General features: G+C 46.3%; 27 protein-coding genes. 3 read left to right on the top strand and 24 right to left on the bottom strand.

Annotation, left to right across the window (positions count from 1 at the left end; genetic code table 11):
• Window positions 1-3: 3 nt before the first annotated feature.
• The 21 genes from AB5903_RS13015 to AB5903_RS12915 form a co-directional block, all read right to left on the bottom strand.
• Window positions 4-387 carry a single-stranded DNA-binding protein gene (locus AB5903_RS13015; protein WP_007564694.1) on the bottom strand — a complete coding sequence of 128 codons (384 nt, stop codon included), beginning with the start codon at window positions 385-387 and terminating at the stop codon, window positions 4-6.
• On the bottom strand, window positions 365-1558 hold the full coding sequence (locus tag AB5903_RS13010) for an ArdC family protein (RefSeq protein ID WP_005868899.1): 1194 nt from the start codon (window positions 1556-1558) through the stop codon (window positions 365-367). Before AB5903_RS13010 ends, AB5903_RS13015 begins: the two co-directional genes overlap by 23 nt.
• Before the next feature lie 3 nt (window positions 1559-1561).
• Entirely contained in the window at window positions 1562-1747 is a 186-nt protein-coding gene (locus AB5903_RS13005; RefSeq protein ID WP_005868897.1) for a hypothetical protein, read from the bottom strand.
• Window positions 1748-1765: 18 nt separating this feature from the next.
• Window positions 1766-3238, bottom strand: coding sequence for a DUF3945 domain-containing protein (locus AB5903_RS13000; protein WP_005868895.1), 1473 nt, complete (start codon window positions 3236-3238; stop codon window positions 1766-1768).
• The gene (locus AB5903_RS12995; protein WP_005868893.1) at window positions 3235-4347 is read right to left on the bottom strand and encodes a DUF4138 domain-containing protein; all 1113 of its coding nucleotides are present in this window, start codon (window positions 4345-4347) and stop codon (window positions 3235-3237) included. The genes AB5903_RS13000 and AB5903_RS12995 overlap by 4 nt, the downstream gene beginning before the upstream one ends.
• A gap of 12 nt (window positions 4348-4359) precedes the next feature.
• Window positions 4360-4545, bottom strand: a complete 186-nt coding sequence (locus tag AB5903_RS12990) for a hypothetical protein (RefSeq protein WP_007564699.1) — start codon at window positions 4543-4545, stop codon at window positions 4360-4362.
• On the bottom strand, window positions 4542-5825 hold the full coding sequence (traM, locus tag AB5903_RS12985; protein ID WP_005868892.1) for a conjugative transposon protein TraM: 1284 nt from the start codon (window positions 5823-5825) through the stop codon (window positions 4542-4544). Before traM ends, AB5903_RS12990 begins: the two co-directional genes overlap by 4 nt.
• Entirely contained in the window at window positions 5812-6510 is a 699-nt protein-coding gene (locus tag AB5903_RS12980) for a hypothetical protein (protein ID WP_005868891.1), read from the bottom strand. Before AB5903_RS12980 ends, traM begins: the two co-directional genes overlap by 14 nt.
• Window positions 6511-6514: 4 nt before the next feature.
• Window positions 6515-7570, bottom strand: coding sequence for a hypothetical protein (locus AB5903_RS12975; protein WP_368117904.1), 1056 nt, complete (start codon window positions 7568-7570; stop codon window positions 6515-6517).
• Between the two features lie 6 nt (window positions 7571-7576).
• Complete coding sequence (locus AB5903_RS12970; protein ID WP_005868889.1) at window positions 7577-8173, bottom strand: hypothetical protein; 597 nt, start codon at window positions 8171-8173, stop codon at window positions 7577-7579.
• A gap of 5 nt (window positions 8174-8178) precedes the next feature.
• Window positions 8179-8400 carry a hypothetical protein gene (locus tag AB5903_RS12965; RefSeq protein WP_005868888.1) on the bottom strand — a complete coding sequence of 74 codons (222 nt, stop codon included), beginning with the start codon at window positions 8398-8400 and terminating at the stop codon, window positions 8179-8181.
• Window positions 8393-10999, bottom strand: coding sequence for a TraG family conjugative transposon ATPase (locus tag AB5903_RS12960; RefSeq protein ID WP_005868887.1), 2607 nt, complete (start codon window positions 10997-10999; stop codon window positions 8393-8395). Before AB5903_RS12960 ends, AB5903_RS12965 begins: the two co-directional genes overlap by 8 nt.
• The gene (locus AB5903_RS12955) at window positions 10996-11307 is read right to left on the bottom strand and encodes a hypothetical protein (protein ID WP_005868885.1); all 312 of its coding nucleotides are present in this window, start codon (window positions 11305-11307) and stop codon (window positions 10996-10998) included. Before AB5903_RS12955 ends, AB5903_RS12960 begins: the two co-directional genes overlap by 4 nt.
• 12 nt (window positions 11308-11319) lie before the next feature.
• Window positions 11320-11664 (bottom strand): hypothetical protein, encoded by a 345-nt coding sequence (locus tag AB5903_RS12950; protein WP_005868883.1) that lies wholly within the window; start codon window positions 11662-11664, stop codon window positions 11320-11322.
• An 18-nt stretch (window positions 11665-11682) separates the two neighbouring features.
• A complete protein-coding gene (locus AB5903_RS12945; protein WP_005868881.1) occupies window positions 11683-12027 on the bottom strand; it encodes a hypothetical protein in 345 nt (114 codons plus the stop codon).
• A complete protein-coding gene (locus AB5903_RS12940) occupies window positions 12024-12236 on the bottom strand; it encodes a hypothetical protein (protein ID WP_005868879.1) in 213 nt (70 codons plus the stop codon). Before AB5903_RS12940 ends, AB5903_RS12945 begins: the two co-directional genes overlap by 4 nt.
• Window positions 12237-12254: 18 nt before the next feature.
• Window positions 12255-12833 carry a conjugal transfer protein TraO gene (locus tag AB5903_RS12935; RefSeq protein ID WP_005868877.1) on the bottom strand — a complete coding sequence of 193 codons (579 nt, stop codon included), beginning with the start codon at window positions 12831-12833 and terminating at the stop codon, window positions 12255-12257.
• Between the two features lie 309 nt (window positions 12834-13142).
• A complete protein-coding gene (locus AB5903_RS12930) occupies window positions 13143-13736 on the bottom strand; it encodes a Crp/Fnr family transcriptional regulator (protein WP_368117903.1) in 594 nt (197 codons plus the stop codon).
• Window positions 13737-13980: 244 nt separating this feature from the next.
• Window positions 13981-15111, bottom strand: a complete 1131-nt coding sequence (locus AB5903_RS12925) for a hypothetical protein (RefSeq protein ID WP_005868874.1) — start codon at window positions 15109-15111, stop codon at window positions 13981-13983.
• Window positions 15112-15803: 692 nt separating this feature from the next.
• On the bottom strand, window positions 15804-16286 hold the full coding sequence (locus AB5903_RS12920; RefSeq protein ID WP_005868873.1) for a DUF3408 domain-containing protein: 483 nt from the start codon (window positions 16284-16286) through the stop codon (window positions 15804-15806).
• A gap of 4 nt (window positions 16287-16290) precedes the next feature.
• The gene (locus AB5903_RS12915; protein ID WP_005868872.1) at window positions 16291-16989 is read right to left on the bottom strand and encodes a ParA family protein; all 699 of its coding nucleotides are present in this window, start codon (window positions 16987-16989) and stop codon (window positions 16291-16293) included.
• A gap of 403 nt (window positions 16990-17392) precedes the next feature.
• Between AB5903_RS12915 and mobC the strand changes: the two genes are divergently transcribed.
• The 3 genes from mobC to AB5903_RS12900 are packed head-to-tail and all read left to right on the top strand — an operon-like array spanning window position 17393 to window position 20139.
• Entirely contained in the window at window positions 17393-17731 is a 339-nt protein-coding gene (mobC, locus tag AB5903_RS12910) for a plasmid mobilization relaxosome protein MobC (protein ID WP_008770294.1), read from the top strand.
• The gene (locus tag AB5903_RS12905) at window positions 17728-19128 is read left to right on the top strand and encodes a relaxase/mobilization nuclease domain-containing protein (protein WP_005868870.1); all 1401 of its coding nucleotides are present in this window, start codon (window positions 17728-17730) and stop codon (window positions 19126-19128) included. The genes mobC and AB5903_RS12905 overlap by 4 nt, the downstream gene beginning before the upstream one ends.
• A gap of 27 nt (window positions 19129-19155) precedes the next feature.
• Complete coding sequence (locus AB5903_RS12900) at window positions 19156-20139, top strand: hypothetical protein (protein ID WP_005868869.1); 984 nt, start codon at window positions 19156-19158, stop codon at window positions 20137-20139.
• Window positions 20140-20183: 44 nt separating this feature from the next.
• Here the strand turns inward: AB5903_RS12900 and AB5903_RS12895 are convergent, their stop codons facing one another.
• The 3 genes from AB5903_RS12895 to AB5903_RS12885 form a co-directional block, all read right to left on the bottom strand.
• Entirely contained in the window at window positions 20184-20339 is a 156-nt protein-coding gene (locus AB5903_RS12895; protein WP_005868867.1) for a hypothetical protein, read from the bottom strand.
• A gap of 611 nt (window positions 20340-20950) precedes the next feature.
• The gene (locus AB5903_RS12890) at window positions 20951-21598 is read right to left on the bottom strand and encodes a hypothetical protein (RefSeq protein WP_005868866.1); all 648 of its coding nucleotides are present in this window, start codon (window positions 21596-21598) and stop codon (window positions 20951-20953) included.
• Window positions 21599-21953: 355 nt separating this feature from the next.
• Window positions 21954-23294 carry a sugar phosphate nucleotidyltransferase gene (locus tag AB5903_RS12885; RefSeq protein WP_005868865.1) on the bottom strand — a complete coding sequence of 447 codons (1341 nt, stop codon included), beginning with the start codon at window positions 23292-23294 and terminating at the stop codon, window positions 21954-21956.
• Window positions 23295-23298: the final 4 nt, after the last annotated feature.

Genomic DNA, 23298 nt, shown 5'->3' with positions numbered 1-23298 from the left:
CTGTTATTGGGGTTGTCCGGATGCCGTTCCGTCACCGCTCTCTTTTTTCTCTGCCTTTCCCAGTAACTCAATGCGTGAGACGGTCAGGCTGACGGATGGGATGTGGCTACCGTCATCCTTCTGGAATACATCGGCATACACATCGCCGCAGACATATACCTGTGTCCCTTTTTTCAGATACTCAAAGACTTTACTCTCGTAATTCACGAAACAGCATACCCATAGGGTCTGTTCCTCGTTGTTCACGTTCTTGTACTTGGTGGATACATGGAAGTTGAATCCTTTTCCGTTCTTGTTCTGCCGGGCATCCGCACCGACATAACCGATAATTTGTCCTGTAAACATAATGATGGTTTTTAAAAGTTTATAATCCGAGCTGTGGCTCATTCATATTTTTCATGGCTGGCTCCGCTTCCATGGAAGGCAGCGAAATGCCGAAAGTGCTGTGTAGCGTTTCAAGGTTGTCGGCTGTAGGATGGTTTGCCGCAACACTTTCCAATAACCGTGATGAAGGGGTAAAACCTTCGTTTTTCATCTGCTCCAATACCGGACGGTTGTCTTGCAGGACGGCCTGCGTGAACCGTTCCTCCGGTGTGAGGTACTGTTCCATCCGTGCGGTATGTTCCTGAATCATATTGCTGGCTTTTCCTACATCGGCAAGGATGTTGTAGATGAATTTGGGATCTTCTTTCAAGGCTCCCAGCCAGTTTTTTAGATACATGGCATTTTCTTCCCGGATATGGGTGGATATTCCCAGGCTTTGCCCGACGGTAGCGGAGGTGAGTTCGGCAACCAGTTCCTCTTTGGCATATTGCTTGTCTCCGAAAATCACGCCTTTTTCCCGGTTCAGATGCTCAGGTTCTCCAGTCGAGTGCGCCATCTCATGCAGTAGTGTGGAGTAGAAATTCTCTCCGTCCTTAAACTGCCCCTTCAGGGGTACGACGATATGGTTATCTTCTCCCCTTGCATGGTAAGCACTATTTCCTTCCTTGGAATAAATGGGGCAGATCCATTGCTGTTCCCGTACCATCGCATCAATCAGAGGCACGGTGAGCATCCCTTGCTCGTCCTTGATGGCCGGTATCTTGAATTGCTCCTTCAATGCTTCCCATTTCTCCGGTTTCGTTTCCTGAAGATTGGTCTGCTGTACGTTGAACACATTGTATGTCTTCAGAAACGGCGTGACCTTATATTCCTGCTGCTCGTTTTTATCCAGGTTCTTATATACGTCGAAAGGTATTTTCTTTCCGTTCTTGTCTCTTACTGAGAAATTCCAGTAAATGACTGGGAATGACTTTTCTCCTTTCAGTATGTTAAGGCCGTTGTCTTTGGCTTGCATGAAGGTCATATAGACCGGCAGGCTGTACTGCTCTTTTTCCGAAAGTAGAAACAACATGAAGGAATTTACTCCGTTGTAGGTTCTTCCCTCGATATTTTGCGGAAGTCCCCCACCCTTTATCCCGAACCAAGGCTTTTGCCAGTTGTCTTCCACCTGCTTTATCTTTTCGATCATCAGTTCGGCGAAACGCTGTAATGCTTTATCACTTGCTGTATCCATGATTTATTGGTATAGATTTCTGTTCTCGTAATCAAGCAGCCATTCTCTGGCCGTTTGGTTGTTTGTCTCTTGCTGCTTGGCAGCCATCTCTTCTTGATAGGCTTGTGCAAGCTCTTCCTGTGCAAGTAGAAACTCTAAGTCACTGATTTCTCCTGCAATGTTTTTCTGTACTAATTCATCGTAATCCATAATTCCTGATTTTTTAGGTTATAAGTCATTGAAAGCCCGGTTGATGGTGCTGGCTATCGGACGGGCCATTTCCTTGCTGTTGTCGGGTTTGGGTGTGCTGGCCAGTTTGACATCTCCCAGTGTCTTTGTGCTGCCTTCCATCCCGAAAATCTTTTGTACGGCTATCAGTGTGTTGGCTTGCACACCCGTTTCACGCATCCGGGTAAGGTCTTCTTGAGTGAGCCGGTACCCTTCTTTCTGTATCTCTTGGATGACATGAAAGTTGTCGGTCTGTGCGGCATCCAACAGACGTGCGGCCTGCCTTTCATGTTCGCCCTGTTCTTCCGGCTTGGTGCCGAACAGCTGGATGACTTCATGGGTTTGCCTTTCATCCAGACCGTGTTCCTTACCGATTCCTTTGATAAACTCTTCACTGGGTTTATATCCTTCCTCTTTGAGCTTCCCGATTTTTTCAAAGTCATGTTTGCCCACCGCTTCCTTAAACTCGGCTTCCATATTGCGCCCCTCTTCGTGTTTTTGCTCTTTTGCAGCTTCTATGTTGGCCGCATGGGCTTCCAGTTTGGGGGTCATGGCCTTGATCAGCTCTTGTGCCTTGCCGGGAGTGATACTCTGTATGTTCTGTATCATGACTCCTTTCCTGTCATCCGTCAGTTGGATGTCGGCAATGAAGTAGCCTTCCGGACTGTGCAGCAGCTTGTTCTCCAGTGCATGGCCGTTGGCGAGCAGGTATTTGTCGGCTTTGGTTAACTTGTAGCCGCCATATTCGCTGGTCTGCCCGATGATGTCGGGAATCTTGATTTCCTGGTTGGTGCGCAGGATGACGGAGTTCAGATCCCGGTCAACTTGCAGCAGGATGTCCTTCTTATTTACGGTGATGGGTACGATGTCACCGGCAAGCAGCTGTTCTTTCTCTTTCTTGCCCAACTTCTTTCCCAGCACCTTGTCCGGGATAACCAACGCCTCTTTGCGGTAGAATACGGAGATTCCGTCATCGTTGAAACGGAGCTTCCCCGGTTTGCCGTGTATCTCCATCAAATCAGACATGACACCCTTTTCCAGCTTGGTGCCTTTCCCGTCGAGGATGTTCCCTTGCTTGTAGGCGTATTCATAGAGCGACTGTCCGGTGTAGCATACCTTCAGGCGATGGTCGATGACGGTAAAGCCGTCCTTGTCATGTCCCTTCAGGTTCTCCCACCGCTTGATGCTGATGCCATCCTTCTCCAGCTCGGCGACATATTTAGGATCATTGGCACGTTCCTTGTCAAAAAGGGCGGATACACGTTCTTTTGATTGGTCACGAAGGCTTTCATCGTACTTTGCTCCGGCTTTTTCCCTGATTTCGCTTACGCTCATGCTCAGCTCTTCCCCGTCTTTGCGGAACCGGAAATATCCGTCCCGGTATTCGGTCTGATAGCCCAGTGATTCGGCGATGCCGCCGAACTGTCCCACGTTGTCGAACATATAGGTGTCTAATGCTTCTCTCAGTTTCATGGCTGTGGCTTGTATAAGGGTTCTGCGGAAAGGATGTATTCGTTCAACACGGCCAGCTTGATGTGCCGCCCGCCGTTTCGCTCGTAAATCTCGATCTCGAATACCTTATCATCGGGTATCGTGAATTTGTCGAAACCAAGTATCAGCCGGTTCCGGCTCTTGCCCTTGATTTTCGTATCAAAATCTTTCTGATAGATAGGTTCGATGGTCGTTTCTTGCTGGATGGCGTTCTTGCTCTTCTTTTGGTCACGCTGGAAACATTTGACAAACTCGATGTCGTAGTCGATGTATGATTTGTTTTTCAGGTCAAAGATGAAAAACATGAAGTCCTCATGCACATACAGATTGGCCATTGACAACTCAAACTTGTTCTCGATGACCCCCAGGCTGTAGATGTTGCGCTTCTTGGTGCGCAGCTCTTGGATGCATCTTTCCATTTCCTCGCTGTTCACATCCACATGGGCGGTATATTTGCGCTGGTCATCAAAATTGTAGGTGAATACGGAGGTATTGCCCCGTTTGATGGTGATGTGGTAAGTGTTCATGGCCTTATCCACCACAAACAGGTTGGAATATGCCACGGCATCTTTGGCGGTTGATACTTTCAACTGGTTGTTGTAGGCGGCCAGAGTGAAGGACACCTCGTTGCCGGGCGTTCCGTAAGCGATGTCCTCCGGAAAGAAGAACTCGGCCAGATGGAGGTCGCTGACTTCTGCCTGATAGTCATGGTGCTGCCATTTCCCGTTGTCCTCGTAAATGTTCGGGTACGAATCCGTGCCGCCTTCGGGAAGGTAGCGGATGTGATAGGTGTAAACGCTTCCGTCGATGCAGACTACGGTCAGGTTGGTCTCTTCGGTGAATCCTTCCGCTTGCGCCGAGAGCCTGACGATATGGGGCGCCTCTTCTACCCGGCTGGCCATGACAAGCTCCTGTTCGCCGATGGCGATATCAGATACTTGCACAGGAAATACCAGGTGTTTCACACAGTCGAAAGAGATAAAGATGTCTTTTTGGCTGATGGCTTGTTTCCGGGGAGTGCCGTTTTCCTGAGCGAAGAGCGGCAGACTGCACACAAAGCAGTAAAACAGTAGATAAATATATTTCTTCATGTTGTCGATATGTTAAACGGTTCTTGAAAAAAAGGCGGTGAATACGGTAATGCCCCATAGAAGAAGCAGGGTAATGCCGAAAGAAACGGTCAGCGGACGGATTTCTTTAAAGGCTCGTCCGTTCCGGCGTGATACGTAGATCCGATAGCCGAAAAAGACCGCTGACAGCGCAAGCAGGTAATTGAGAATGTCTATCATAATTTGTCTATCAATGTTTGAAGGGGATGATTTTTCTTGTTCGTTTTCTCTTGTTCCATTTGCTCATAGAGCTTCTGTAACTCCGCTTGCACGGCTTGCCTACGCAACTTCGATTCCTGACTCTCTTCTTGGATATACATTTCGTAGTTGGACTTGAGATGTACCTTCACTTGTGAGAGGCTCATGTTCAAGATTTGCTTGGCTACCTGGGTGGTGGCGTTGACTACGCTGGTCACTTCGCTGGCCATCGTGCCGATGGAAGAGAGCGGCATGTCAATGTTCTGTACAAGACCTTGTTCCATACGCTTGGCTGCACTGGCTTTCAGGTTATTGGGCAGGTTCAAACCTTCCATGGCATCATTGTCGAAGACAACCACCGATACGGGATTGAGGTTGTCTCCTACCTTCAGGTTGCTGACTACCACATCGAGGCGGTTGGCTCCCAAAGTGGCGATACCGTAAAACAGCGTGTTGGCCGGTATCTTCATGCCGGATAGGGTTACGTCCTGAAGCAACCGCATCCGTACCGTACTGCCCGTGACTACGGTCTGGTCGCCGTGGATGCAAGCCCTGAAGAGGTTGCTGTTTCCCGGTGCGGAGGTCGGTTGGCGGCGTACCCGCTTGCCGTTTTCGGCATGGTAGATCGGGCCTTTTTGCATCAGGCTGTCGGCGGATGGATGGCCGGAAGGGTTGGCAGCGGCTTTCTCCGTTTTTCCCTCTTGGTCATAATTGACAATCCGTTCATACATGCGCTTGCGGTATTTGTCGGATTCTTCCAGTTCCTTGCGGATGCGTGAGTTCTTCTTGGCTTCCCGGATAATCTCGTTGAGCGCCTGCTCGTCCTCCAGTCCGTCCAGTTGGCTTTCCAGCTGATGAGAGAAGCGTCCGTTCCGGCCACCTCCGTATTCTGCCATGACTTCGCTGTACGGATCGTTCTGCATACGGCGGATGCGCTCCAGTGTGGCACGGTCATACCGCTCCTGCTGGTTTTGCAGCTCGAAGTAAAAATCAGATCCTTTGACCTGAGACTCTTTCAGGATGCGTGCCTTCTCCTGCTCTTCCAGTTTGTCCTGCTTATAGGCTTCCATCTTGTCGTTCACCTTGTCGGCCATTTCCGACTGTGGTTCCAAAAAGGCTTGCGAGGCGGCCTGTCTGTCACTCCCTGACGGCACGTTCCCGTCCTCACGGATGAAGAATACATAAAGGAAGAGGATGCCCAGGATTACCGGGATGGCCATCAACAGCTTGTTCTTGTCTTTGATAAGTTTATTCGGTTCCATGGTCGGTTGGTTTAGAGGTTTCTGACTGGTTTTCATTCTTGCCCGGAGAAGCTGCCTGCGATGTGTTGGTGCCGTTGCTTTCCACGGGTTCGGAATAGCGGACAATCCAATCTTCTATCTTGGCTCCGTGCGCATTTTCCTCGCTGCGGGACAGCATATCATAGATGGTGAACTCCGCTTCGATATTACGTGAGATGCTTCCCCGTGCCCGGTACCCGGTCTGCGTGAAGATTATCTTTCCGGAAACGGGTATCGTTTGTGTGTTAATCTCTACATCCTTGATGCGTACCCCGTAACGGATATTCTTTTGTATGAGTGAGTTCAGCATATTCACATCGTTGTACTCGTTCAACAGCTCCTTCCCCTTGTTGCCTATGAGGTTGAGCGCAAGCGAAATGTTCTTCTCGTAGCTGCTCTCGTCAAAGGCATACCAGTGGGTTACGAAGGTCTTTACATGGTTCATGTATTCGTATTGCCGCATATCGCTGGCAGACAGGCTGCTTGCCTCATAGACTTCTCCCTGCCTGTCGATGACGAGAGCCTGGCCGTATGCTTTTTCTATTTTGTTGATAAGGAAGATGATACTGCTGGCAAAAGCGATAGTCAGAATGATGCAGTACCCGGCTGAAAGCCGGATAGTCAGCTTGACCGCATCATCTGCTCCTTTGAATTTCATCAGATTCATAGTTCTATTTTTTATTGTTGTCGTTTATGAAACTTGCCCCGATAGAGGCGGCACCGCCTACGTTGGTCAGCTTGCCGCCTGCCGCTGCGCCTCCCATCAGGGCGATGGTGGCCGCCGTGGTGACGATTGACACGGTTTTCGAAATGATTTTCCCGGCATCGCTGTGTCCTACGATTTTGGAGGATAGCCAGAAACAGCTGCAATAAGCACCAATCAGGGCGAGATCCATTCCTAAATATTGTATCTGCTGCGTAGCTGCGTCCACCATGTCGGCACTTTCCGTATAGATGGCCTTGAAGGTCTGCCATATGATTTGGTTCAGAATATTGATGACGGTGAATACCATACAGGCGGGGCAGAGCGTACCGAACCAGATACTCAACTGTTTCTGAAAGACCGGCAACATGCTTACGGCAAAGACAAACGGGCCGAGAATGACCAGTAGCTTGACAATGACCACGCCGATACCCAAGATGACTACTTGTATGATTCCTACCAATAGGGCGGAAATGCCATGAAGCACAAGGGTGGCGAGGTTGGCGGGGTTGAGCAGCTGCACAATCTTCTCCACGCTGGAGCGTACACCGGTCATTTCGTCCTCTTCCATCTTTTTATCCAGTTCGTGCTGCATGGCGCCGGTGCTGTCTTCTCCGGCTGCTACCTCCGACTGGAGGCTGTGTTTGTCGTATTCGGCAATCATCTCTCCTTGTTCGATGGCTGATTGTGCCATGAACTGGGCAAATTCCTGCGCACGCTCGGAGGTCAGCGAGGTGGCTTCGTTGATTACTTCCATCGTGCCTACGATGGTTTGGGCGATGGGGGTGTATATGCTTAGGCAGAAGAACAGTACCAGGCAACGGGCGATTTCCATCATGTCGGGAAATTTGTCCTCATTCGGGCTTAACAGCTGGCTGGCTCCGTGATAGAGATAGTTGTATGCTAGGTTGCAGATAAAGCAGATGACACCAACACCGAAGGCGATGACTGTCATTTGCGAAACGAGTTCCATCGTCAGACCGTCCGTGATCTGAAGTCCCCAGAGAAAATTATCTTGATTCATAACGCTTTAATTGGTGTGTCGTGTGAAAGCGGCCAACCGTCCCTGGTAATAGGTCTTCCGGTTATGCCCCTTCATGGATTTGTAAATGACCGTGGAACGCACGGATTCGTTAAACTCACGCATCTCTTCGGCGGCTTTTTCCACCGATTCCTTCACCTGCTCGATAAAGGACATGCGCCCTTCCGAGTTCATCGAGAAGTAACTGGTCACGGTGGCCACCTTGAACAGCAGGTCGGTACTCAGGCTCAGATTGACGGTCACACGCTGAAAGTTGAGAAATTTCAGGCAGTGGTAATTCGATCCTACGTTCAGGTAAAAGCTGTAGTCGCTGCTCAGGCAGGCTACGTCGTCCAGCAGGTCGGCAAGCTCTTTCAATGATTTGAGTTCCTTCAACTGGTCGATCTTTTGCAGGCCGAGCCGCAGTTCCTGGGCATCGATCATTTCATTGATTTGTGTAACCCATTTCTTGACATTGGCGATCCATTCCGTTGAGTTCAGCAGGGTGTGGCCGGGATCATGCACGACGAACTGGGCATGAACACTGCCGGTTCCCATCAGCCCTATCGAGGCGGCAAGTCCGAGTATGAGAATGATTCTTTTCATGACGGTTATTTGTTGGTGATGAATAATAGGGTGAATATGACACATACCAGCCAGGCTGTCAGATAGCTCTTGGCATTTTCCTTTTTCGTGGCGAGTGCCCATACCACGAAAATGAGCGCAACGCCCAAAAGTGCGGCGGCAATGCTTCCGGCAAGATTGTATGCGCTGCCGTTGAAGTCGGTTGACCAGCCTAGAAGGGCGGTCAGCCCTTGGGTGGCGTCATCCATACTTTTTCCTCCTTTCCTCCAGATAGCGGTTGATGGCCGTATAGGTCGAGCCGCTTTCGTTGAACAACTGCTTCAGTCGTACTACTGTCGCCTGGCGCGAATCGAAGGCTACGGCGGCGAAGTCGGACACCTCGTTGCGGAAGATGAAGGCATCGTTCGACATCTTGATGAAAAACTCTCTCCAGCGTTCCGTGCGCTGCAACGACTCGATCATATAGGCCTCTTCGTCCGTGATGGAAAGCACGGCTTTCACTTCCGGCAGGTTCTGCCGGTGTTCTGAATGGTCGAGGATAATCTTGGTCGCGCAGTTGATGATGATGGAGTCCTTGATACTGGACGGCATGTTTTTCAAAAACAGGATGTTCTGTGCGGCCAGCGTGATGCTTCCCTCCTTTTTACGGAAGGTTCGGTACAGGTAGGCGATGAAGTCTCCGAATTTCTCGTCTTGCAGGAAGTCGAGTGCTTCGTCGATGATTAGCTCTTTGGCAAACCCCTGGCGTTTCTTGATTTTATCCACGATCATTTGCAGGGTGATGATGGCAACGAGTGGAAAGTACTCTTTCTTAGAGGCATCTTCCATATCGAAGGCTATCAGCCGGTCATGCACGATATCCACGTTCTCGGTAGCGTTCAGCAGGAATGACAGCTCTCCGTCCGTATAGGGTTCCAGTAAAAGCAACAGCTCCTCTATCTCGAATTTCTGTTTCTCAAACTCGGTCATCCGTTTGCTGAACACTTCCTTCAGATAAGCCCGGTAAGTTATCAGCGTCGGGAAGATACGCTCATGCTTCTCTCCTATTGAAGAATTGTTCACATAGTCGTAAAATCCGATGACGGATTTCCTGAGAATGGCGTTTTCGGCAGGCAGCATGGGTTCACGTACCTTCCAAATGTAGCTGATAATGGCGACGATGGTCTTTATCTGGTCATCGGCAGACTCGGCATCCGTGGTGTCGATGTACAGGTATTTGCCGTTCTTGTCACGGTCACACAAGAAGGGGTTGAACGCAAATTTCTTCTGCTCGGTAGAGTCGAAGTATTTGCCCCGGTTCAAGGCTATCATCGAGCGGTAAGAGCCGCCGATGTCAATGATCATCACATCCCGGCCCAGCTCATAGCTTTGCAGGATGTAATTGTTCAGCCAGAAAGATTTACCGGAACCGGACGGGCCGATAACGATGCGGTTCTTGTTGTTCAGCGCCGGATAATCCCAGAGGTTTATCTTGGCGGGAGTACCGAAACGGTCATGGTAGATATGCCCTTTCTCGTCCGAAAGGTACATCCCCTCTTTTTGCAGATAGCAGATGGCCTGCTTGGTCGTGTTGACGAAGCCCCGGTAATTGGCCCTGGCATTGCCGGGTATGTTGCAGAAGAACAGGTTGCACAGCTCGGCGTTCTCCACATAGCACGAACTTTGGTTCATAAAGCTGAAGCCTTGCTGTACCAGTGCGGTTTTCCGCATGAGCGAGGTGCGGTCTGTATCGTTCAGCACGACATTGAAGGCGGTATAGGCGGTCTGGTAGTCGAACTGGGTAATCTCATCGCAGAAGGCTGCCTGCTCGCGTTGCTTCTCTGCCGCCGGAGGGTAGAAGTTGGTGATGTAGTTCAGCGCGTCTTTCTCCGCACCGATGGCCGTTACGGTGGCATCTGGATCGGTTATCTCTATCACGATGTTTACGATGTGGTTGAACGGCAGGCCAAGTCCTACGGGGTACAGCATCGAGCATTTGCTCCGTATGCTGTCCGGTATCTCTATGTTTCCCCCGTATGCCTTCGACTTGCCGGTGTGCGGCACGGCCAGTTCCTGAAGATGCTCGCCTTCGTTGGTCAGCGAAAGGATGGAAACGTGCTGCTGCCCTATTTTCATGCTTCCGCTTTCACTGACAGCCATAGGGTTGACGCTCTTCTGCGTGGCATCGTTTTCCGGTGTCTCGTAAGAGAGGTTGACGTAGTCGTAGATGGCGTTGTTCAGTTCCGTATCATCCATCTTGCGTATCTCAAACTGCTGGATGGACGACAAACCGTTCTCAAAGTTCATCAGAAAGGCTTCCATTTCTGTCAGCCGTTGCTGATATTCCTTATAAGGTTGCTTGAACGGGTAGTGCAGCTTTCGCATCAGCGAGGTGCCCGATGCGCTTTTGCGTATCTTACCGTTTCGGCTGCCGTTCGTGAACGTCACATACAGGTTGGTGTAACTGTTCAGTATCTCCTTGCCGTTGAAATGACGGTTGTTCTCCGCTATCAGGGCATTGGAAGAGTATTCTGCATGATGGTATCGCCCCGTATAGTAGAAATTCTGCTGATGGATGACCGTGCCTGCCGGAAGCAGCTTCAAAAGAGCCTCCAACCGCTCATGGATGTATTGCGCCTCGCTTTCCGACAAGGTGAACACTTCGGGCAGAAGCAGCCGGTAGCCGACGGTGATGTCACCGTTCCCGTTGATGACGGCGTTCTCCGTGATGGTCTGGATAGGCAAGACACTTTCCAGATCCACGGATTTGTCCTTCACCTCTATCTCTGTCTGCCGGATATACAGCAGAGCAATCAGCAGGCACAGCGCACAGATTAGCAGGGATATGAGTATGATGATTCCTATCATGGTTGCTGTTTTAGGATGAATTTGAAAATCTGCCGTTTGTCCGTTATCTGCCGGGGGGTGGCGTTCTTGATCCGGAGGCCGGTCAGGTAGTCCGGGTTACCGGCCTTGTGTTCCTTTTTCAAGGTTTGGAACAGCAGACCGGATAGAAACAGAATGGCGGAAATGATTCCGATGATGAGTATCGGGTGCAGCTGCTTGAATATGCTCACGATGATGATGATGGCCGTCAGCAGCATGAAGATGGCGAACTGTCCCGATGACAGACCGAAGAACTTGATCGGCTTGTTGATTTTACGCATGGTTCTCATGGCTCTTCGTTTTTAGATAATCAGGAAGGCTACCATGATGACTACCACGGCGATGATCCAGCCGAGCAGGTATTCCTTGGCATGGGGATTGTTCGTGGCAAGCGAATAGATGACAAAGACCAGAGCGATGCCGAGTACCGCCGCCAAAATGTATTTGGCTACGTCCAGAATGGTGTCCGCACCCTCTTTGGCTTTGTCTGTCACTTCGGATAGGCTGTTAATCTTCAGGCCGCTTTGTGCCTCCGCCACTTGTGCCGTTCCCAACAGCGTGAAGAATATGAGAAAGGTGAAGATAACCTTTCCATAGCGGTTAATGACTTGGTTCGCTTTTTCTCTTACATTTTCGATTGCTTTCATTTTGTTCCTATTTTTTAATTAAACATGAATCGTTTTCAGTCTCTCCCATTGCACATCCTTATACTTGATGGATATGGGCTCTTCTTTCGGCTGTTCCGGCAGTGGTTTGCCTGAGTAGTAGTAGGCTCTTCCATGCAGGTACATATCGGCTATCTCGGCAGCCAATTCCTCTTCTTCCAGCTCAGGCTGAAATACCACGCAGATGACCGGACAGGCTCTCTCCTGCCCTTCCTTGCGCACCGCCTCCCTTATCGGCTTCTCTTTCTCCTTTCCGGAAGAAAGTGCTTTCTTCTTTTTCCGAAAGTAAAAGTGAAGCGTGACACAGGCGAGTATGGCAACCAGTATCAAATCCACTACGTTCATAAGAGTTGCCAGATAATGAGCCAAGTGACCAATGCCGTGATATAGGTGATGATGGCCTCTTTGGTGCGCTCGTGGTTGCTTATCAGCTTTTTAAGTACCGCTAGTCCGGCACATAGAAAGCCTACCCCTATCAGCATGGCGCCTATTTCACGGTATAAGGAGATCAGGCCGGATACATTTGTATCGGCTAACAATATGATAATAAGCATGGTGATATGATTTGTCGGTTAGTAGAGCAGTATCTTTATTCCTACGTTCCAGACAGTGTTCCACTTGTCAATGGATAGGGGATTCCAATGTTGTTGTATGCGGGCAAGCAATGCCGTTCGGGGCAGGATGAATACTTCCAGTTCCGTTTCCAGTTTCGGGCCGATGATGAAGTTGTATTCCTTATCGGGGTGGCGGACGTATTCTGTACCGATGAATCCTCCCAGGCCGATGCCCCAGTAAACGGATTTCAGGTTGCAGGCCAGGGTTCTGTAATAACCGCCGTCCACAAAAAAGTCCTTACCCTTGTCATGTATCGTTTCGGGAATCGTTTCTTCCGGGTTCAAGGTAGAGACTTGCGGTAGGTTGGCTGTATATTCGTAAGGTTTCTCAAAATAGCTAAACCCGGCTTTCCAATAGCTTGTCCGGTTGATGTATCTGGAAAAGGACAGGTTGTAATAGTTGCCTGCATTGCCGAACAGGTTAGTGCCGTAGTTCAATTCAAGTGCCGGGATGTTCTCATAATGGCGTTGCGCAAAAGCGCTTACGGTGCATAACAGCAGGCTAAGGCTGATAGCAGTCAGTCTGATGTGTTCCATGGGAATTACTCTTTAGGTTATTAATGTTATATATTTTTCTATTTGTCTCATACGGTGTTTCCAATTTACGCGGATTCCTGTCGGCAGAACCGAATCAAGGTGCTTATCGCGTTGTTTTCGCTCCAAACATATAGATTATATACGGGAGGACAAATTTTATGAAGGGCTTTTAAAGGGCCTTTCGTGTTTATTTAATGTGCATTAAAAAATACATGTGCCGTAAACCGGCAGGTGTGGAATAATTCTACAGAAAAAAGCCGGATAGGATTAGTTGTGTAAAACTGTCCTGCCCGGCTTATAGGGTTTGGTTTATATGCGCTTTCGGATGTTGCTCAATGCTTGTGGCGTGATGCCGATATAACTTGCTATGTCTTTTAAGGGTATTGAACGTAACAGCCATTTTTCATTGGCCAAAAGCGCTTTGTAACGCGCTTCGGCATCCAGTGTGTAAAACTCCTCTTCCCTTATTATTTTGCGGTTGATGGATCTTACCAAATGTATTCTGGCCAGCTTGTTGAAATTGATGGATAACTCATATAGCTGATGAAGATCTTTTTTGGGCAATCTCCAGATCTTGCATGGCTCCAATGCCTTGATATTGTAGTGGGCATGGTGTTCTTCATGTGAAAGGAAAAAATTGATGAACTCTTTGGCTTGGATAAACCGTGCTGAAATCTCTCTATTCTCTTTGTCCGGAAACCATAACCGGACGATGCCGGATTCCAGATAATAGAGGTAGCATACTTCCTCGCCCCTGGTGACGAGGTGTTCTCCCTTTTTGATATGGATAAGCTCGAAATGAGCATCAAGATACGCCTTTTCTTCGTCTGTCATCCGCACGTGAAGATGGGCGCCCATTACCATGAGCGTCTCATCTGTCAGGGTGGCAATTGTTTGAACCATTGAATTTGTTTTATGTTTATATAAGGGTACGGAAACGTACCCTCTAACATGGACGTGGCGTTCCAACAACAAAGGCACGCCCCGTACCAGTTTCATACTGGTACAGGCATGCGCCTGTTGTTGTTAATTCCTTAACGATAGATGCCACTCTTTTGTTAGACAGACGGACGTATGTAAAAAGCGGGCTGCCAATTTTCTGACAATCCGCTGCAAAGATACTATTTTATGGTTTTTGTTCCAACTTTTAGGGATTTAAGTTGACGGCAAGGTCTTCTGGACGAATGCCTACTACCTTTATATAGATATCCCGGTAGATGTTCTCCTTAATCTCCTTGTCCTCTTCAGAATAAAGCCATGCGGTAAATTCATGATAATATTCGCCGGTTCCCAATTTAAAGAAATCCTTATATTGATAATGTCTGCTCACGGGAATGCCTTTCTTGTTTAACAAGAAGCATGATTTAAGCGCATCGTGATATTGCGAGGTCAGTATCGCCTTTATCTTTTCGTCGAAATATTCCAATGTTTCCTGGTCAAAGAAAAACTGTACGGTGTAGGGCCACTTCTCCCCTTTTCCTTTGATGTACTGGTATTGGAATTTGGTTCTCTCCAGCTTTTTGTTGATACCGTTTAAGATGCTGGTCACCTTCTTCTTCCGGTCATGGTTGTCCTTTACCGTTACATCAAATTCCTTGGCAAGTTGGTCAACCGTAACGGTGAAATAAGGTGCTTGTCCTTGGTCAATCTTATACTTGATCAGGTAAATCATTTTCGCCAGGTTCAGATAAAACTTGCGGTAGCCTTTGCGGTTGGGCAGGTTACGGTAGTCTTTCAGTTCCAGCAGATTGTATTCGGTAAGCAAAGTATTCATCAGATCTTTGCTCAGATGCACGTTGTAATTCCGCTTGGTGCGCTTTTTCGTGCCGAAGTTATCCTTTATCTCAAAGCGGTCCAGTATTTGAATGAACTTATATTGCGTCTTGCCGTTCATGGCGTATGCTACACTGAGGTTGGATGTCCCTAAACGGTATAACGCCGCTTCAAAGGTGTTCTCTATCGGATGCTCTATCTTTTGGCCGTTCTGTTCGGTGATATATACCGGACGTTGGTTGCTGAACAGGAAATCAAGCTGCTTCTCGGTCAGTTTTCGTTGCAACTTGGTTCGTTCATACCCCATGACCTCACAAAAATCGTTGATGGAGAACCAGCAGTCGCCGAACAGATCTTTCATTTGTGAAGATGCCACGTAAATGATAATGTCAGACATGACAGTGCCGCCTGCATCAAATAGAACTTCCAATACTTTCGTGTTGGAAGACTCGCTGAGAGTCCTGGGGACTCTGCTCAACTCTTTTTGTGTATTACTTTCCTTCATAGGCGGACACTTGTTGTTTACTGATGCAAAGATACGTTTTTTTACGGAGATAGTGAATCTAACTCCCTATAAATGAAGATTCCAAAGCATTTTTTTCGTGCTGTTTCTTGATTTAGTTGTGTAAAAGTGTCCCGACTACGGCTGTTTCCGATCCCCCAGTTGTGTAAAAGTGTCCCGAATGGCCGGTTTAGTTGTGCAGAAGTGTCCCGGATTCCTGATTTAGTTGTGTAAAAGTGTCCCGAATGCAGATTCTAGTTGTGTAAAAGTATCCCGACTTTCCTGTTCAGTTGTGCAGAAGTGTCCCGAATAGTCGGTTAGTTGTGCAGAAGTGTCCCGGTTACGAGAAGATGCCAGTAAGTGCTAACTTGCAATAATATAGTTGATTATACGGAAAACCTCCCTTATTAGTTGTGTAAAAGTGTCCCACAAATACTTAAATCCCTAAAAACCTAAATAAAACGAAGAAATGATTTTGTTACCGTATTCTTACTTTCGGAAAAAATTTTGAGGTGGAAACAAGTAGAGGTTTGAATTCTTTAACATATTGTCCAGGATAATAGGCAAAGGGATTTTTCCGCAGTTGTGTAAAAGTGTCCCGGTTCAATGCCGGCCTTCACTAAAACGGTGTGCAAAAATAACGCCTGCCCGACGGATGCAGTCGAACAGGCGTATATATTTTTCCGAAAGTAGAATCAGATGCTCATATACTTCTTCAGTATCGCTTGAATCTCCTTGTTATGGCTGGTCAATATGTCTTCAAGAATGTTGTTTGCGATGTTGTGCATTCCTAATCCAGTGGCCATAGCAATCTGCTTCAGCTTTCTGTGGGTTTCGCTGGATATCCGGATTACTTCGGTGTTCTTTAATTTTCGCTCTTCCAGATATTCCGAGAATTTTTTTCCGCAGACTTTGCTTTCTTCTGTTTTTGGAGAAGACTGCACGGAAGGTTTGGATTCCGGCTTTTCCATTTGTTCCGGCTGAGGTTCTTGGACGGTTTCTTTGACTGGAGCCGATTCTTTCACCTCTTCATGGATGGGGTGCTCAATCGCAGGTTGGGGGATAGTGCTTTCCGCAACACTTCCGATCTGCTGGATTTCCTGCTCTTTCTTACTGGCGCTTTGCAGCAAGAGTTTTCTCATGGCGGCTGATGATGTCCTTTCTTTGTTGGTTGCCATAGCTTTATTCTCCTATATGGTTACAGATTAATTCCAATACCTCTTCACAGAAAGCATCACAGGGATGATGGTACGCTTTACTCAGCGTACTTAAATTGCGTTGATAGTCAACCCTTGAATCCTTGATGTAGTTTTGCATCAACTCGAAAGGCAAGGTTTTTTTATTTTTCAAAATTTCTTTGAACTCCAGCACATTCGGAAGAACACGGTTCATAACACCACGCACGGTAGTCTTTTTACCAATCTTTCGACGGCTTTCGATAATCCCTTCATAGATGTTATAGTAAAAGGTCAATGTAGGTCTTAAATCGGTCTGGTTCGGTTCGAAGGGAATGATGATCACGTCAACGAAGTGCAGCGTTTCAACTACACCGTTTTGTTTCAGGTTACCCGGAAAATCGACAAGTATAATGTCGTAATTGTCCTGAAGGAAATCCAGTTGGTTGATGAACTCTGAGGAAGAGATATTGATAACCTCATATTCTTCTTCCTTTTTCATGATTCCGTCCTCGGCTTCGTCCTCACGTAATTTTCCGATAGTGTTCTGCATGTCGTCGATATCCACCACGGCAATGGATAAGCCCCCCTCTTCGTTTGACTGCGAATGAATATAACCTGCAAACAAAGCTGTCAGCGTAGACTTCCCTACCCCGCCCTTGGGATTCTCAAAAGCTACGACTACTCCTGGTAATATTTGTCCCATAATGTACGTTTTTAAGTATGTGCGCAAATATATAAATAATAAATTAAATAATTGCATACTTTTATAATTAATTTATTATACACTTTTTTACTTAATTGTATAAGTAATTACATATATAAATATAAATATAAATATGTACATACTTAATCTTATAATTAAGTATGTATATTCATACTTTGTAATAATATAATTAGTAATTATGTATTTTGTAACTAATGGCTTTCCGTTCGCCTGTTACAATGTGCGTAGTTACTTTGTAACAAAGTGAGCGGTTAATCTGGATTAAGAAATCAAGACTTTTGTCTGGTTTTGTTTCACAGCTGAGTATTATTGTATATCTTTGCTAATGCAAGGTATGTTTTTGTGGGTACAAAAAACCTTGCGACAGCCGAGCTGCCGACCAATGTTCGTTACACTCACATACTCTGTATATATGAAAGAGAATCGAGATATAAGTATAAAGATCCGCTTGACGGAAGCCGAGAAAGAACAGCTTCTTCAACGTTCAAAGGAAGAGGGAAAATCCCTTTCTTCCTTTATCAGAGAGTCTGCCTTGAAAGGCAGAAGCATATCGAAAACCGATGTGCAAATGATATATGAACTTCGTAAAATAGGAGCCAATATCAACCAGCTTGCCAAACATATCAATACGCTTCCGTCCGATGAAAATATATTGTATTCATTGGATCGGATTAACCAATACCTTTCGGATGTAGAAACCATTAACCGGAAATTGTTATGATAGCCGAGATACAACCTTCTTTCTCATCCCACCTGTCCATGAGCCGGAAAATTGAATACCAGCTTTCCAAGGTCAAGGAAGGAAACGGAAAAGTGCTTTACACCTCCACTGGTGACGAACTGGCCGCCATGCCAGCCTACATGAAACTTATCTCCCAGTTGAATGACCGGGTGAAACTACCTTATGCGGAATTTATTCTGAGCCTCTATCCGGGAGAAAGCCTTTCCGATGAACAGTGGCTTTCTCTTGCCGGGGAATATATCGAGAGGATGGGGTACGGAAAGTCCTGTTATGCCGTTGTCCTAAATACCGACAAGGCACACAGCCATGTGCATGTGCTGCTGACCACAATTGATGAAGAAGGCAAAAGCATTCCTTCCGGAAATAATTACAGCCGTTCCGAAAAGATCTCAAGGGAACTGGAGCAGAAGTACGGTCTGTTGCCTTTGGAAAGGGAAGGAGGCAAGAGAACCACGTTGGGAGAGGCGCAATACCGTAACTATTATTTCGATGCGGCCTTGAAGAAAGCCATGCGTAGTTATAATTACAAGGATAAGGTATCGGCTGTCCTGGAACAATCCGATACATACCGGTCTTTGAATAAACCCTTGCAAGAAATAAAATTGGCCAATGAAGAATGGCGTGTCCTATTGGGGGATGAAAGCTATGACAACCTTTTCGCATTGCTGGAAAAAGGAGGTTTTTTCAACCCCTTGTTCAAGGATGAACTGTTACAACAGCTTGACCGCATCTACTCTTTTTCCGAAAGTACATCCGATTTCCGAAGGAACCTGGAACAAGAAGGATTGTATATGCGTCTGGTCACCAAGAAGGACAAATCCTATTATGTCTATGGCATCAAGGATTCAGGCTTTTACCTGAAGGACGTTTCACTTCCTCAGAAATATCGTTTTGGTAATATTCGTTTTGATGGCCGGGGCATGAGCGCCGATGAACAGAAGCATTATCTCTATGACCATGTGTTTAAGGCATTGAACGCTTCTTTAGGCTATGAGGATTTTAAGAAAAGGTTGGCGGAAGAATCGATCCGTGTGACGGAACATGTAAACAGCAAAGGCGCATACGGGATTTCCTTTTATATGGAAAACGTGGAAAATGCTCATGTCTTTAAAGGTGCGGATCTTTCCCGTAAGCTCACTTATCAGAATATCCAGAAGCATTTCGATGGTGTGGCTGTCGGTCTCTCGCCACATATCGATAGGGTAGGGGAGTTCCGTGAGCGGGTGGATCGTGAGGCTTTCTATATGCAGGGTGGGGGAGTTATGGCCATTCCGGAACTTGACATTACCGGCAGCGGGAAGAAGTCGCAAGAGGATGATCTCATACCGTCCAAAAAGAAACGGAAACGCAAGAGTGGTCCCGATTTCTCATTATGATGAATACTAACTTAATATATTTGCTTTATGAATTATCAGACCGTTTTACAGAATTATCATCCCACTGAACAGGGGGATTTCATGTTGAGATATGAGATAGGTGGCCGGGGATATGTCGTTTACTCACCGGAGAAGGATGCGTTGTCTTGTATTGAATTACATGGCTTTTCCGAGCTTACTCCTTGGCAATTGGCTTTTGTTCTTTCCTTGGATATGCAGCAGATGAAAGAACAGGACGAGCTTTCTCTCTTCGTATGTTGTAAGCGAGAAAAGCTCTTGTCTTATCTTTTCGATGTGGAGGAAAGCGAAACCGTCTTGAAGACAAAGCACGTGTCCGGTTGGCAGGGCTATCTGATGATGGATATCCATAAGCCGGACAGGGTACGGAACGTGTTCCAGTTCCATCCGGAAACGAAAGAAGCCCGTTTGGTCTTTGATAACCGTTTATGTGTCGCTTCCCTTCGTGAGAAAGAAAAAGGAAAGCTCATCCATCTCTGTTGGAGTCCTTCTGTCTTTGCTGCCATCGATAAGGGAGGAGAGCGTACCGCACCGGCTTATCTGTTGGCTTCTGATGCTGCCTTGTTGCATGGGTATGCCATGAAACAGATTGCGGAATGCTTTGCCGGTACACCGGTTGAAGAACGGGTTATCGGTATTCATGTAGGGGATAATGTCTATGAGGCCTTGTCTTTTGTGTGCTATTACGTCCGTAACGTGCAGGATGAATATTTGGTTATTCCTGAGCGGAAAGATGGGATGGTGATTCTTGAAACCCCGAAATGGAATCCGATACGCCAGGCTAACTTCGTGGCTTCACTGAACAAGATGGCGGTTGACCAGGCGAAGAAACGCTATCCGGAAATGGAGGTTCCGAATGAACGGCCATTCACGTGCCTCTCTTTTGCCCGGAAGTCTTTCGTCTATTTCCCGGATCTGAAGGTGTATCAGGAGGTGTTCTTGAAGATGTATTTGGGGTTGGTGAGGTTACAGGAGGTGCATTTGCTGGGGTAAGGAACAATTGCAGTGCTGCTTATAAAATAGTGGCACTACTATTGTTAGAGTACTTCTATCATTCCTTTGGTTACGGCATCGGCCAGTAGTCTTTTTACAATCCTGCCACTGGGAGGATTGGTTATCCCAAGCGTTATCTCAACCCTGTTTGATAGAGGATGATAGTGCAGGTATTGGAGGATTTCATCTTCAATAGTCATGTTATAATTCTTTTATCGGGACAATTTTGCCTGATATTTATGCTTTTGTTTATTGTTCTGTCCCGATAGAGATTATTTTGGATGGACAAAGAAACGCTATCCAGAAATGGAGGTTCCGAATGAACGGCCATTCATGTGCCTTTCTTTTGCTGGAAGTCTTTCGTCTATTTCCCGAGTCTGAAGGTGTATCTGGAGATGTTTTTGAAGATGTATTGGGAATTGGTGAGGTTACAAGAGGCGCATTTGTTGGAATAAGGAAAAGGGTGCATCTAATGCCCAATTTGAAAGGATCACCTGCTACAGATAACTGTAACAGGGATATTATCCTTAAAAAAGTGAGTTAGATACACCATTTTAAAGTGCTTCTGTTATTTCTTTGTTTACGGTGTTGGGGAATAATCTTTTTATTACTCAGTTATAGGGAAAATAGGTCTGATATTTATGTTTGGATTATATACTTTGAGGATAAGTGAAGAAAGATATCTGAAGGTGGATTCTTTTATTTAGAGTTCCTTTTAGAATAAGATTTCGCCAAACAGAAATATATTTAGAATTGTTTCTCATAAACCTCAATGCTGCAACATTGAAGTCCAATCTGTAAGCTTGATATCTTATACATTTATTCTTATTTCCAACTTTTCATATAGCACAACTGCCTTTATCAGAGGCAGATTCTCCTTGCAGAACCATGGAAAATCGATACATCTGAAATCGACATGGCTCTCCTCCAGCAGATTGAGAAAACGGATGTCGTCTATCATCCCTTTTAAGGAAACGAACAGGAGAGGTATCTTTTTTCTTTGGCAAAAAAATAGCGCCTTCTGTAGTTCCGCATATGCGATGGCTTGTTCATCCTTGCTAGTGGAATCATTTCTCTTGTCAAAAAAAGACAACTGGACTTTTAATGAATTATGTTGTTGGAGGTATTCCGCCAGCTGTTGCTGTGCTTCAGGAGAGCTGGCATCTCCATACAGTATTATATCACTATATTGCTTCATATCGGGTATTTGTTCCGGTTGTACGCTCCTTTTTTCCAAAGGCACCCCTGCATATTCTTTCAATAGATGCTGCTTCGTGATCTTTCGGGGTTTCTCAACGGAGTAGAATGCATATCTGAATATAAACTGAGTCCCTTTCTTCTGTACGGATTCCTGTTCCAGGAAAAAAGAATTCAGGCGTATCTTGTTTTCTTGAAGGATATGTTTGGGAATATCTTCCTGATAGATATCGGTCATGTATTGAAGGATGGTCTTTTTCATTAGAAAAATCAATGAAAAGGTTCATTACCAGTATTTATAATAAGTTTTTCCAACCCATTAATTTTTGCGTAATGCTGTTTCTGCGGTTTAGAATCTGAAAACGAAGCTACTTTCGCAAGATCCTGTGTCCGGTATATATACTTACTTACATATGGATAGTGATATTTTATCATTTTACCGGCAAATACATTCCGAATGTTTTCCACATTGAGTACAATCTTGATCTTGTTGATAATAATCAATGCTATAGATTATCATTTCTTTTTCAATATGGATATCAGGTTGCCTAATTGAGGTTCGATAACTTTCTTGTAAACCAACTTCATTCTTTTGTCAGAGGTTTTAACGAAGGATTTTACCATTTATAGTCAAATTGTTCAATGTCTTCTTCTGCAAGTAGATTTCCGGACTGCACCTCGATGAACGTCAATTCAGAGATAGCCCTGACTGCATGTTTAACACCTTTCTTGATTGTAATCGTATCGCCTCTGCTGATAACCGACCTGATATCATCGAGTACCAGTTCTCCCTCGCCGTCGATAAACGTCCAGACTTCATCGCGATGGCGGTGTACCTGATAGCTGATACTCTTACCGGATTTGATTTTCAGTTGCTTGGTAAGTGATTTGTAACCGTCGGAAAACTCGGCGGTATCGACAACTTTGTATTCACCCCAGCGACGTTCTTCGAACATTGGCCGATGTTGTAGGCAGTCAGCGTAAGTTTTGATGTTCTCGCTTTTATCTTTGTCCGAAATTAGGATTCCATCATTTGATGCTGCGATAACTAGATTCCGTGTGCCAATGCACATGATTGGCAGTCCAAGTTCGTTGATGACGTGGGTATTTTCGGATTCTTCATCCATGACAACATTGCCCATGGTGTGTTCCGATAGTTCATCAGTCAACGTATTCCATGTACCAAGGTCTTTCCACTCTCCGGCAAAAGGTACGACGGCTACCGACTGCGCTTTTTCAGCGACTTCGTAGTCAAAACTGATTTTCGGAAATTCCCCATAGCGAGAACGAATTTCTGAAAAAGTGTCGGTTTTGATGTGTCGGGTTACAATATCTGTCATATACCCCAACCGAAAAGCGAATACGCCTCCGTTCCAGAAAGCACCCTCTGAAATAAGTTTCTCGGCAGTTATCATATCTGGCTTTTCCGTAAAGCGTGATACTTGAAATATTCCTTTGTTCTGTACATCATTGACTGGCACTACATATCCGTATTTTGCTGACGGATATGTGGGGTTAATTCCCATCAATACTAGTTCGGCTACATTGTTTTTCACTGCATCCGCTATCCTGCGAATCGTTTCAAAATAACCTGTTTCGGTATAAGGGTCGCAAGGCATGACGATTATAATCTCATCGGTGGAACATTTTCGTTTGTAGGCCAAATACGAGCTTGCGAGAGCGATAGCCGGGAATGTATCGCGACGCTCCGGTTCCGTAACTACAGGAATCTCTTCTCCAAGCTGGTTGATGATGATATCCCGTTGTGACTGGCTTGTTGCCACAGTAATCGAATCACAGATGCCGGTTTCTCGTAATTGCCGTACCACCCGCTGCACCATCGACTCTTTCGAGCCATCGGGCGCAGTCAACAGTTTGATAAATTGTTTTGACCGTGTATTATTGGAAAGCGGCCATAGGCGTTTACCAGAACCGCCGGATAACAGTATGATTTGCATAGAT

Source organism: Bacteroides sp. 2201st1_D9_2201SCRN_220225 (genome assembly GCF_040928965.1).
GTDB lineage: Bacteria > Bacteroidota > Bacteroidia > Bacteroidales > Bacteroidaceae > Bacteroides > Bacteroides stercoris.
Note: the sequence above shows the minus strand (reverse complement) of the source record. Positions and strands in the feature narration are given on the sequence as shown.

What these genes read in the sequence shown, in the direction of transcription:
- AB5903_RS12955 (WP_005868885.1), bottom strand. Translation starts at nt 11,307, where the DNA reads ATGAGAACCATGCGTAAAATCAACAAGCCGATCAAGTTCTTCGGTCTG.
- AB5903_RS12930 (WP_368117903.1), bottom strand. Translation starts at nt 13,736, where the DNA reads ATGGTTCAAACAATTGCCACCCTGACAGATGAGACGCTCATGGTAATG.
- AB5903_RS12970 (WP_005868889.1), bottom strand. Translation starts at nt 8,173, where the DNA reads ATGAAAAGAATCATTCTCATACTCGGACTTGCCGCCTCGATAGGGCTG.
- AB5903_RS12890 (WP_005868866.1), bottom strand. Translation starts at nt 21,598, where the DNA reads ATGAAAAAGACCATCCTTCAATACATGACCGATATCTATCAGGAAGAT.
- AB5903_RS12905 (WP_005868870.1), top strand. Translation starts at nt 17,728, where the DNA reads ATGATAGCCGAGATACAACCTTCTTTCTCATCCCACCTGTCCATGAGC.
- AB5903_RS13005 (WP_005868897.1), bottom strand. Translation starts at nt 1,747, where the DNA reads ATGGATTACGATGAATTAGTACAGAAAAACATTGCAGGAGAAATCAGT.
- mobC (WP_008770294.1), top strand. Translation starts at nt 17,393, where the DNA reads ATGTTCGTTACACTCACATACTCTGTATATATGAAAGAGAATCGAGAT.
- AB5903_RS13015 (WP_007564694.1), bottom strand. Translation starts at nt 387, where the DNA reads ATGAGCCACAGCTCGGATTATAAACTTTTAAAAACCATCATTATGTTT.
- AB5903_RS12920 (WP_005868873.1), bottom strand. Translation starts at nt 16,286, where the DNA reads ATGGCAACCAACAAAGAAAGGACATCATCAGCCGCCATGAGAAAACTC.
- AB5903_RS12900 (WP_005868869.1), top strand. Translation starts at nt 19,156, where the DNA reads ATGAATTATCAGACCGTTTTACAGAATTATCATCCCACTGAACAGGGG.
- AB5903_RS12945 (WP_005868881.1), bottom strand. Translation starts at nt 12,027, where the DNA reads ATGAACGTAGTGGATTTGATACTGGTTGCCATACTCGCCTGTGTCACG.
- AB5903_RS12950 (WP_005868883.1), bottom strand. Translation starts at nt 11,664, where the DNA reads ATGAAAGCAATCGAAAATGTAAGAGAAAAAGCGAACCAAGTCATTAAC.
- AB5903_RS12885 (WP_005868865.1), bottom strand. Translation starts at nt 23,294, where the DNA reads ATGCAAATCATACTGTTATCCGGCGGTTCTGGTAAACGCCTATGGCCG.
- AB5903_RS12935 (WP_005868877.1), bottom strand. Translation starts at nt 12,833, where the DNA reads ATGGAACACATCAGACTGACTGCTATCAGCCTTAGCCTGCTGTTATGC.
- AB5903_RS12965 (WP_005868888.1), bottom strand. Translation starts at nt 8,400, where the DNA reads ATGGATGACGCCACCCAAGGGCTGACCGCCCTTCTAGGCTGGTCAACC.
- AB5903_RS13000 (WP_005868895.1), bottom strand. Translation starts at nt 3,238, where the DNA reads ATGAAACTGAGAGAAGCATTAGACACCTATATGTTCGACAACGTGGGA.
- AB5903_RS13010 (WP_005868899.1), bottom strand. Translation starts at nt 1,558, where the DNA reads ATGGATACAGCAAGTGATAAAGCATTACAGCGTTTCGCCGAACTGATG.
- AB5903_RS12975 (WP_368117904.1), bottom strand. Translation starts at nt 7,570, where the DNA reads ATGAATCAAGATAATTTTCTCTGGGGACTTCAGATCACGGACGGTCTG.
- AB5903_RS12980 (WP_005868891.1), bottom strand. Translation starts at nt 6,510, where the DNA reads ATGAATCTGATGAAATTCAAAGGAGCAGATGATGCGGTCAAGCTGACT.
- AB5903_RS12995 (WP_005868893.1), bottom strand. Translation starts at nt 4,347, where the DNA reads ATGAAGAAATATATTTATCTACTGTTTTACTGCTTTGTGTGCAGTCTG.
- AB5903_RS12960 (WP_005868887.1), bottom strand. Translation starts at nt 10,999, where the DNA reads ATGATAGGAATCATCATACTCATATCCCTGCTAATCTGTGCGCTGTGC.
- AB5903_RS12990 (WP_007564699.1), bottom strand. Translation starts at nt 4,545, where the DNA reads ATGATAGACATTCTCAATTACCTGCTTGCGCTGTCAGCGGTCTTTTTC.
- AB5903_RS12895 (WP_005868867.1), bottom strand. Translation starts at nt 20,339, where the DNA reads ATGACTATTGAAGATGAAATCCTCCAATACCTGCACTATCATCCTCTA.
- traM (WP_005868892.1), bottom strand. Translation starts at nt 5,825, where the DNA reads ATGGAACCGAATAAACTTATCAAAGACAAGAACAAGCTGTTGATGGCC.
- AB5903_RS12915 (WP_005868872.1), bottom strand. Translation starts at nt 16,989, where the DNA reads ATGGGACAAATATTACCAGGAGTAGTCGTAGCTTTTGAGAATCCCAAG.
- AB5903_RS12940 (WP_005868879.1), bottom strand. Translation starts at nt 12,236, where the DNA reads ATGCTTATTATCATATTGTTAGCCGATACAAATGTATCCGGCCTGATC.
- AB5903_RS12925 (WP_005868874.1), bottom strand. Translation starts at nt 15,111, where the DNA reads ATGAAGGAAAGTAATACACAAAAAGAGTTGAGCAGAGTCCCCAGGACT.